The 8281-nt window shown below is 59.5% G+C and carries 11 protein-coding genes and 1 other RNA gene; all 12 read left to right on the top strand.

Going from position 1 to position 8281, the window contains the following annotated elements; translation table 11 throughout:
- Window positions 1-231: 231 nt before the first annotated feature.
- The gene (locus tag NW829_RS07945; protein WP_414343788.1) at window positions 232-636 is read left to right on the top strand and encodes a hypothetical protein; all 405 of its coding nucleotides are present in this window, start codon (window positions 232-234) and stop codon (window positions 634-636) included.
- Window positions 637-766: 130 nt separating this feature from the next.
- On the top strand, window positions 767-985 hold the full coding sequence (ndhO, locus tag NW829_RS07950) for an NAD(P)H-quinone oxidoreductase subunit O (RefSeq protein ID WP_414352011.1): 219 nt from the start codon (window positions 767-769) through the stop codon (window positions 983-985).
- 57 nt (window positions 986-1042) lie between these two features.
- Window positions 1043-1870: a cell division protein FtsQ/DivIB gene (locus NW829_RS07955; protein WP_414329212.1), complete on the top strand. Its 828-nt coding sequence runs from the start codon at window positions 1043-1045 to the stop codon at window positions 1868-1870.
- Window positions 1871-1877: 7 nt separating this feature from the next.
- Entirely contained in the window at window positions 1878-2603 is a 726-nt protein-coding gene (locus NW829_RS07960) for an energy-coupling factor ABC transporter ATP-binding protein (protein WP_414329211.1), read from the top strand.
- Between the two features lie 510 nt (window positions 2604-3113).
- Window positions 3114-3422 carry a carbon dioxide-concentrating mechanism protein CcmK gene (locus NW829_RS07965; RefSeq protein WP_011430450.1) on the top strand — a complete coding sequence of 103 codons (309 nt, stop codon included), beginning with the start codon at window positions 3114-3116 and terminating at the stop codon, window positions 3420-3422.
- A 71-nt stretch (window positions 3423-3493) separates the two neighbouring features.
- Complete coding sequence (locus tag NW829_RS07970) at window positions 3494-3835, top strand: carbon dioxide-concentrating mechanism protein CcmK (protein WP_011433395.1); 342 nt, start codon at window positions 3494-3496, stop codon at window positions 3833-3835.
- Window positions 3835-4134 carry a EutN/CcmL family microcompartment protein gene (locus tag NW829_RS07975; protein WP_011433394.1) on the top strand — a complete coding sequence of 100 codons (300 nt, stop codon included), beginning with the start codon at window positions 3835-3837 and terminating at the stop codon, window positions 4132-4134. The genes NW829_RS07970 and NW829_RS07975 overlap by 1 nt, the downstream gene beginning before the upstream one ends.
- 71 nt (window positions 4135-4205) lie before the next feature.
- Window positions 4206-6167, top strand: a complete 1962-nt coding sequence (locus NW829_RS07980) for a ribulose bisphosphate carboxylase small subunit (protein ID WP_414416824.1) — start codon at window positions 4206-4208, stop codon at window positions 6165-6167.
- A gap of 66 nt (window positions 6168-6233) precedes the next feature.
- Complete coding sequence (locus tag NW829_RS07985) at window positions 6234-6899, top strand: hypothetical protein (RefSeq protein WP_414416825.1); 666 nt, start codon at window positions 6234-6236, stop codon at window positions 6897-6899.
- Between the two features lie 26 nt (window positions 6900-6925).
- Entirely contained in the window at window positions 6926-7648 is a 723-nt protein-coding gene (locus tag NW829_RS07990; RefSeq protein ID WP_414329208.1) for a carbon dioxide-concentrating mechanism protein CcmK, read from the top strand.
- 72 nt (window positions 7649-7720) lie between these two features.
- An RNA gene (gene ffs / locus NW829_RS07995) (signal recognition particle sRNA small type) lies at window positions 7721-7818 on the top strand.
- 62 nt (window positions 7819-7880) lie between these two features.
- The coding region (locus NW829_RS08000) for a hypothetical protein (RefSeq protein ID WP_414329207.1) at window positions 7881-8281 on the top strand (401 nt) is incomplete at its 3' end.

Consider the following 8281-nt stretch of genomic DNA (forward strand, 5'->3'; position numbering starts at 1 on the left):
CTTTGGGGATGAGTTACATTGCCATCGGCCAAACCCTTTGCCAGAGGTTGAAACTCTCTCCCTCTGAGGTGCGGGATCCAGAAACCCTTCTGCCCCGGAGGGCAGGGTGCTCTAAGTTGGCTTAACATTATTTCATGACCGGGCCTGGCCCTCACCTTGCCAAGGGCGGGTGGCCAATATCAGTGCCTAGGGATCCGGCTCAACTTCCTTCCCATTGCAGGCAAAACGACCATGGTAGGCATCTTCAAGCGCTTTTTCGGCTCGCGCGGCAAAGCTGCGGCCACGTCCTCACCGGAAACTGTTGCTAAGCCAACCCCAAAGAAAGCGAAAAACGACAATACTTTTTTTCTCGACCCAGATGAAGCCAAAACCCTTGGCAACATCGAGTATATGCGCACCCCCAGGATCGTGAAGCACACCTTCCAGGATTTCGGCAGCAAGGAGAAGGTGGAGGTGGTGGAGCAGGTCTCTTCCCTCAGCAAAGTTAAGTTGTCCACAGAGCAAGCCAAAACTCCTGAAACTGCTGCTGAGCAGGGATCCTCCGCTTCAAGCAGCAGCGGAGCAAGCCCACGCCGTCAAGGGGGATCGGACATGGATACCTTCCGCAATATGGCCCGCAGCCTAAAACGCAAATAAGCCAAACTCAGGTTGATCCCTGTCAGAGCCAACCAGAGGCTGGATCCCAGCTTTCTTCTTCACGGCAGCGGCAGGCGTGATACAACTGCTATCGAGCCGACTAATCCGCGACTGAACTTGAGGAGGAGCAATGGCAATCAAGCGAGGCACCCTGGTGCGGGCCATCCGCGAGAAACTGGAGGGTAGCTTAGAAGCGCAGGCAAGCGATCCTTTTATTCCCAACTACGTTTTCGAGACCCCCGGAGAAGTCGTGGATATCAAAGGTGACTACCTGCAAATTAAGTTTGGGGCTGTTCCCACCCCTACGGTTTGGCTGCGCGCAGATCAAGTTCAGGAGATTGCGGGTTGAATAGAAGCAGGGAATGCTTCCCATCTCCACACCCTGTGATGGGGTGAAGGGGGATCCATGGCGCTTCTGGCTGCTCCCACCCGTGAACAACTTTTGCAGCGCAGGCGGCTTTTGCGTCGGCAACGGCGCAGCCGGTTTTGGCAGGGATCCTGGCGCTTGACCAGTTCGATAGCCCTCCTGACGCTGCTGGTGCTGGGCCTACGGCAGCCCCACTGGCAAATTCGTCAGCCAGAACAGATTCAGGTAAAGGGTGCCCACTGGGTCGATCCCGCCTGGATACGGGCACAATTGCCCCTGCAGTATCCCCTCAACATTTGGCAGGTGCAACCGGCTGTTTTGGAAAGGGCTTTGCTGGGATCCCCGACCCGCCCCTCTCCCATCGAAAGCGTCCAGGTGCAGCGGCGGCTGCTGCCGGTGGGTGTCATCGTCCAGGTGCGGGAACGGCAACCTGTGGCGCGCGCGCGATGGGGCGACCAGATGGGCTGGGTGGATGTCCAGGGCAACTGGCTGTCTCCGGATCCCTACCGTTCCCCCGCGTCTTGGCCTGAGCTGGAGCTGCTGGGCTGGGAGAACCACACCCCAGAGCAATGGGCGCTGTTGCTCAGGGCTTTACAGCAGTCTGAAATTCAGATCAGGGCAGTGGATTGGCAATCTGGAGCGGGAATTACCCTGCATACTGAGCTGGGCAACGTCTACCTGGGGCCGATTTCCGACCGCTTGCCCTTGCAAATTCAGACCCTCAACCAAATGCGGGATCTGCGCCGCTACTGCGAGTGTACGCCCGACGACATCGTCCAGATTGACCTCACCAGCCCCAGTGTGCCCACCTTGCAACTTACCCCCACGGCCACCCAGGAGCGCTGGAAAGACGTGCGGATGCCCTAGCTTTGCTATGAACCCGGTGCCGGCGGTGGAGGTGAACCAATTGTGGACAGCTTATCCCGGTCATCCGCCGGTGCTGCAAGGGCTGGATCTACGGGTCGAGGTTGGGCAACATCTGGGGGTGATCGGCCCCAATGGCGCGGGTAAAACTACCCTGTTCCTCACCCTCTGCGGCCTGTTGCCCCCCTGCTCTGGCCAGGTGAGTTTGTTTGGCCAGCCGCTGCGGCCCGGCCAGTTTCGCCCTGAGGTGGGGTTGGTGTTTCAGGATCCCAACGACCAACTGTTTGCCCCATCGGTGGCCGAAGATGTGGCCTTCGGACTGCGCAATTTGGCCCGTCCTGAGGCGGAGATTGCGGCTGCCGTTCAGGCCGCCCTGCAGATGACCGGCACCCTCCATTTGGCCGATCGTCCCCCCCATCACCTCTCTGGTGGGGAAAAGCGCATGGTCGCCATTGCCGGGATCCTGGCGATGAAACCCCAGTTGGTGCTCTACGATGAGCCGACGGCCAACCTCGATTTGCGAGCCCGGCGCCGGTTGATAGTTTTTTTGCAGCAGGCTGCCCACACTTTTCTGCTGGCTTCCCACGATCTGGAGCTGATCTTGGAGGTGTGCGATCAGGTCATCCTGTTGGATCAAGGGCGGATCTGGGCCCAGGGATCCCCAGCCCACCTGATGGGCCGAGCCGACCTCATGGAAGCCCACGGCCTGGAAGTGCCCCCCTCGCTGCGCCGATAACGACAAAAGTTGAAAAGATATCAAGAATTATTTTTAAGCTGACAACATTTTTGCCTCTCTTAATAAAAAGCTATCGTGCTAATTAAAAATATTGATTTTCGTCCAGGATTGAGTGGGGATATCATTTTGTTAAGTCGGGGATCCCTTCTCTGAGCTGTCCTAGTCAATTTTGTATGATCGATTTTGTACAAGAAAGATGTGGACTTAGCTCAGAGTTGGCAGCTTTGCCTGCCTGAGTGACAGTTGCGGTTAACCCTGATGGCTCCTACAACCTGTTCTGACTTCAGTCGGAGGTCTGTGGCTCAGAGCCTTCTCCCCTCAGAGGGGGGTCTCTGGTGGCTGGGGTAGGTGTCGCCGGGAAAAGCTGTCAATCGAGATTTGGGCAGAGGATCTCTCTGATGAAATCGAAAGGAGATTGCATGAGCGAACCCAATAAGCGAGATCACTTTGCCTTGCTACTGGGTTCGACAGCGTTCAGGAACTGAGTGTGTTCAAAAGTGGAGAGTTGATATGCCTATTGCAGTTGGAATGATCGAAACCCGCGGGTTCCCGGCAGTGGTAGAAGCTGCCGACGCCATGGTCAAGGCGGCCCGCGTTACCCTGGTGGGTTACGAGAAAATCGGCAGCGGTCGGGTCACCGTGATCGTGCGGGGGGATGTCTCGGAGGTGCAAGCCTCGGTGGCTGCCGGTTTGGAGTCTGCCAAGCGGGTGAGCGGGGGTGAGATTCTCTCCCACCACATCATTGCCCGTCCCCACGAGAACCTGGAGTTTGTGTTGCCCATCCGCTATACCGAGGCGGTAGAGCAGTTCCGCACCTAGTCCCCACTTCAGTAAAGTTCGCACCCCAGAAAGTTCGCACCCCACTTTCACTTTCAGCGTAAGGAGTACCTATGGCTATTGCAGTTGGAATGATCGAAACCCTGGGCTTCCCGGCAGTGGTAGAAGCTGCCGACGCCATGGTCAAGGCAGCCCGCGTTACCCTGGTGGGTTACGAGAAAATCAGCAGCGGTCGGGTCACCGTGATCGTGCGGGGGGATGTCTCGGAGGTGCAAGCCTCGGTGGCTGCCGGCATTGACTCGGTGAAGCGGGTGAACGGCGGCCAGTTGTTGTCTTGGCACATTATCGCCCGTCCCCACGAGAACCTGGAGTACGTGTTGCCCATTCGCTACACCGAGGATGTGGCTCAGTTCCGCGAAGGGGTCAATGCCATCCGTCCCTTCACCCGTCCCTGATGCGTATTGCCATTGTGCGGGGCACCGTCACCAGCACTCAAAAGGATCCCAGCTTGACGGGCGTGAAGTTTTTGTTGGTGCAGTACGTCGATCTCGAGGGCCAGCCGCAACCCGATTACGCTGTGGCTGCCGATCCGGTGGGGGCCGGCATTGACGAGTGGGTGCTGGTTAGCCAAGGCAGTGCCGCTCGCCAGCCGCAAGGAAACCAGACTCGCCCGCTGGATGCAGTGGTGATGGCGATTATCGATACGGTCAGCGTTGGCGGTCGCTCTCTCTACAACAAGCGCGATCAACGCTAGCTGGGATCCCTTCCCTTCTCATCTCTCTTGCTGCCCTTGTCCGCCCTACTGCGTTCTAGAGGCTCACGGTTATGCCTGCTCACACCTATGCTGCACCGCCAACGCCCTGGTCTCGCCGACTGGCGGAGCCCAAGATCGATCCCACAGCCTACGTGCATTCTTTCTCCAACCTCATTGGGGATGTGCGGGTGGAAGCGGAGGTGCTGATCGCCCCGGGAACTTCCATTCGCGCTGACGAGGGATCCCCCTTCCACATTGGCGCCAGATCCAACATTCAGGATGGGGTGGTCATCCACGGCCTGGAACAGGGGCGGGTGATAGGAGAAGACGGCCAACCCTACTCCGTTTGGATTGGCAGAAACACTTCCATTGCCCACATGGCTCTGATCCACGGGCCGGCCTACGTGGGCAACGACTGCTTTATTGGCTTCCGCTCGACGGTGTTCAACGCTCGGGTTGGGGATGGCTGCATCATCATGTTGCATTGCCTGATCCAGGATGTGGAGATCCCCCCAGGCAAGTACGTGCCTTCTGGATCCATCATCACCACCCAGGCCGAGGCCGACCGGCTGCCCGACGTCCAGGATAGCGATGCCAAGTTTGCCCAACACGTGATCGGCATCAACCAAGCCCTGCGAGAGGGCTACCAGTGCAGCGAAAACCTCGTCTGTATCGCTCCCATCCGCAACGAACTGCAGCGCACCTCTAACTCAACGGCTACGGAGACGGCACCCATGACTCATTCTTCCCATCGCGGCAATGGCCGGAACGGCGGCGGATCCCCTCTCAAGCCGGAGGTGGTGGAGCAAATTCGTGCCCTGTTGGCCCAAGGCTATCGCGTGGGGCTAGAGTATGCCGATGCTCGCCGCTTCAAAACCTCTTCCTGGCAAAGCGAAAGCCCAATCGCCAGCACCCACGAGGCGGAGGTGGTGCGATCGCTGGGGGCCATCCTGGCGGAGCACCAGGGAGAATATGTGCGCCTACTGGGGATCGATCCCAAGGCTAAACGGCGGGTGCTGGAGCAAATCATCCAAACCCCCGATGGGCCGGCGCTGGTCTCTGGGATGCCCAGCCGCGTCTCGGCAGCCGCTGCTCCGGGTTCTGGGGCGGTCGGCTCTCGCTCTGGCTCAGGGCTGGAGGAGGAGATCCGGACTTTGTTGGCGCAGGGGTATCGCGTTGGCCTGGAGGTGGCCGATGCCCGCCGCTACCGCACCTCTTCTTGGCAGACCTTGAGCAATTTGAGCGGTCAGCCGCAGGAGATCCTGGCCGCTGTTCAGGCTGCCCTAGCAGAGCACCAGGGAGAATATGTGCGCCTGTTGGGGATCGATCCCAAAGGCAAACGGCGGGTGCTGGAGAAGGTCATTCAAACCCCGCAAGGCCAGGTGAGCAGCAGTTCTGCAGGAACCGGCGTGGTGGCAGATACGGCTCCTGCGGCAGGGGGCAGTGCCGGCCTGGATCTGGAGGTGCAGGAGGAGGTGCATCGGCTGCTGGCTCAGGGCTATCGCATCGGCTACGAATATGCCGACGAGCGCCGCTTCAAAACCTCTTCCTGGCAGAGTGGGCCGGCCATTCGCGCCACCCGCGGGCCAGAGGTGTTGGCTAAGCTGACGGCTGCCCTGGCGGAGCACCAGGGAGAATATGTGCGCCTGCTGGGGATCGATCCCAAAGGCAAACGGCGGGTCTATGAGCGCATCATCCAAACCCCTAGCGGAAAATCTGCTGCTGCTGCCGCGGCTCCTGCTTCTGCCCCCAAGGGATCCCCTTCTGGCACCCGCCTCAGCGCCGAGGTGGTGGCTCAGGTGCAGCAGTTGCTCAGCCAAGGCTACCGCATCGGCACCGAACATGCGGATAAGCGCCGTTTTCGCACCTCTTCTTGGCAAAGCTGTAGCCCCATCGAGGCCACCCAAGTGCCGCAAGTGGTGGCAGCTCTGGAAGCCTGTCTGGAGGAACATCGCGGCGAATACGTCCGCCTGCTGGGGATCGATCCCAAGGCCAAACGGCGAGTGCTGGAGCAGATCATCCAAACCCCTTGAGGGATCCCAGCTTTTTTTGACCTCTGTTGGTTCAAGCCCAACCCCCCAGCGATGAGGAGCACTTTGTTGGCCTCTACTTTGCCCAACTCCATGACGCTCCGCGCCTTGCCTGGCCAGAACGACGAAACTCGCTATTTTGTCAGTGGTGAGGTACAGGTGGAAGCCGGGGCGGGGATTGGGGCAGGGGTGCTGCTGCGGGCCAACCCCGGCTGTCGAATTCACATCGGGCGCGGCGCGTGTATCGGCATGGGATCCGTTCTGCACGCCTGTGGGGGATCCCTCATCGTGGAGGCGGGAGCAACCTTGGGAATGGGGGTGCTGGTGATCGGGCAGGGCACCATCGGCAAAAACGCCTGCATCGGTTCAGAAACCACAGTGCTGAATTGTTCGGTGCTCAGCCAAGCAGTCATTCCCCCCGGCTCGCTGCTCGGGGATCCCACCTATGGTTTCGATCTCCAGGAGGCGGGCGGCAGCAAGCTCACCCCGGCAGAGCCCTCGCCGGCGGCAGTGGAAATGGCTCCAGAGATGTCGCCTGAGCCGTCTCCCCCACCCAGTTCTCCGGTGGCCAATGTTGAAAAGCAAACCCGCCGTTGGCACCAAGAAAAATCCGACTCCCCAGAGACCAAAACCCATAAGCTCAATGGGATCCCTGGCCATTGGGAATTGGATCGCCTCTTGAGCAAGATTTATCCCCATCGACAGGTGCTCTCCTCTGGGGATAGCCGGCTCTAATGGCTAAACTGGCGTGAGTAGTTAGGATGCCGATGTCAACCTCCCTGGGCCTGATTCAGACGCGCAGCTTTCCGGTCATCGTGCGCATTGCCGACGCTATGACCAAGTCGGCAGGCGTGACGCTGATCGGCTTTGAGAAAACCTCGGGGGGCTACTGCACAGCCATTGTGCGGGGGGGAATTGCCGATGTGCGCATTGCCATTGAGGAGGGCATTGAGCTGGCCCGCCAGTTTGACCAAGAGGAGATCTCCAGTTTGGTGATCCCGCGCCCCCTGCCCAACTTGGAAGTGGTACTGCCGATCAGCAGCAAGCTGTCTCAACTGGCACAAAACCGCGGCTACAGCCGCCTCAGTAACTTGGCCGTGGGCCTGCTGGAAACTCGCGGCTTCCCGGCAATGGTGGGAGCTGCCGATGTCATGCTCAAAACCGCGGATGTCCAACTGGCGGCCTACGAGACCATTGGGGATGGCCTATGTACGGCCATTATCCGCGGTACAGTGGCCAACGTGGCCATTGCCATCGATGCCGGCATGTACGAAGCAGAGCGCATTGGGGAATTGCACGCGGTGGCAGTGATCCCCCGCCCTCTGGACGAACTGGAGCAAGCGCTGCCCGTGGCCAGTTGTTTTGTTGCTCAACCGGTTACCCTGCCGGTAACCCTTCCTCAAGTTCAGGAACAGGAGGTGCAGCGCAGCGATACAGCCGTAGAGCGGATCCCTGTTTATCTGGAGCCGCCTGAAACTCCCTAGCCCCCTGAGAAACCCATCTGTTGCCCAAGAAAGCCGAGCAGGGCAGAGGAGAAAAATGCTAGGCTACTGGAAGACCTGGGTCCGTGCAGCTCCGACGCCCAAACCGTGTCAGGATCGGAAGATAGCAGCACCACGGGATGCTCTGAGCAGGCGCGTCAACCCGGGTCGCCCTTTGCAGCCCTACTTCTCTCTGCTGGGTTCTCTCCTCCTTGCCCTAGCAGCGCATTACACTATGTCCGAAACAGACAATCCCCTCGCCAACTGGGCTCAAAAAGCCTTTTACTTCGGCATGGGTTTGGCGGCTGTGGCGGCGGATAATGCTGCCAAGGTGGCCAGCAAAGCGGGTATCCGTCTGATGGAGTTGCGCAAGCAGGCGCAAGCTTTGGTGGACGAGCTGGTGGAGCGGGGGGCGATGACCGCTGAAGAGGCGCGGGCTTACATGGATGCCATCGCCGCCAACGCCAACCGCAAGGGAGAAGACAGACAAACTGCCGGTCCCCGCAAGATCACCATCGACGACATTAGCAATGCCGAGGGCGAGGCAGGCACGGCCATCGAACTTTCAGAAGCGGCCCGTTTGCGCCAGAAGATCGCCGAATTGCAAGCTGAGTTGGATCGCCTCAAGGGCAAATC

Source organism: Synechococcus sp. R55.8 (assembly GCF_047461895.1).
Classification (GTDB): Bacteria; Cyanobacteriota; Cyanobacteriia; order Thermostichales; family Thermostichaceae; genus Thermostichus.

Bases quoted from the DNA above. Each gene is read 5' to 3' on its own strand.
- NW829_RS07965 (WP_011430450.1), top strand. From the start codon at position 3,114: ATGCCTATTGCAGTTGGAATGATCGAAACCCGCGGGTTCCCGGCAGTG.
- NW829_RS07970 (WP_011433395.1), top strand. From the start codon at position 3,494: ATGGCTATTGCAGTTGGAATGATCGAAACCCTGGGCTTCCCGGCAGTG.
- NW829_RS07975 (WP_011433394.1), top strand. From the start codon at position 3,835: ATGCGTATTGCCATTGTGCGGGGCACCGTCACCAGCACTCAAAAGGAT.
- NW829_RS07990 (WP_414329208.1), top strand. From the start codon at position 6,926: ATGCCGATGTCAACCTCCCTGGGCCTGATTCAGACGCGCAGCTTTCCG.
- NW829_RS07945 (WP_414343788.1), top strand. From the start codon at position 232: ATGGTAGGCATCTTCAAGCGCTTTTTCGGCTCGCGCGGCAAAGCTGCG.
- NW829_RS07960 (WP_414329211.1), top strand. From the start codon at position 1,878: ATGAACCCGGTGCCGGCGGTGGAGGTGAACCAATTGTGGACAGCTTAT.
- NW829_RS07980 (WP_414416824.1), top strand. From the start codon at position 4,206: ATGCCTGCTCACACCTATGCTGCACCGCCAACGCCCTGGTCTCGCCGA.
- NW829_RS07955 (WP_414329212.1), top strand. From the start codon at position 1,043: ATGGCGCTTCTGGCTGCTCCCACCCGTGAACAACTTTTGCAGCGCAGG.
- ndhO (WP_414352011.1), top strand. From the start codon at position 767: ATGGCAATCAAGCGAGGCACCCTGGTGCGGGCCATCCGCGAGAAACTG.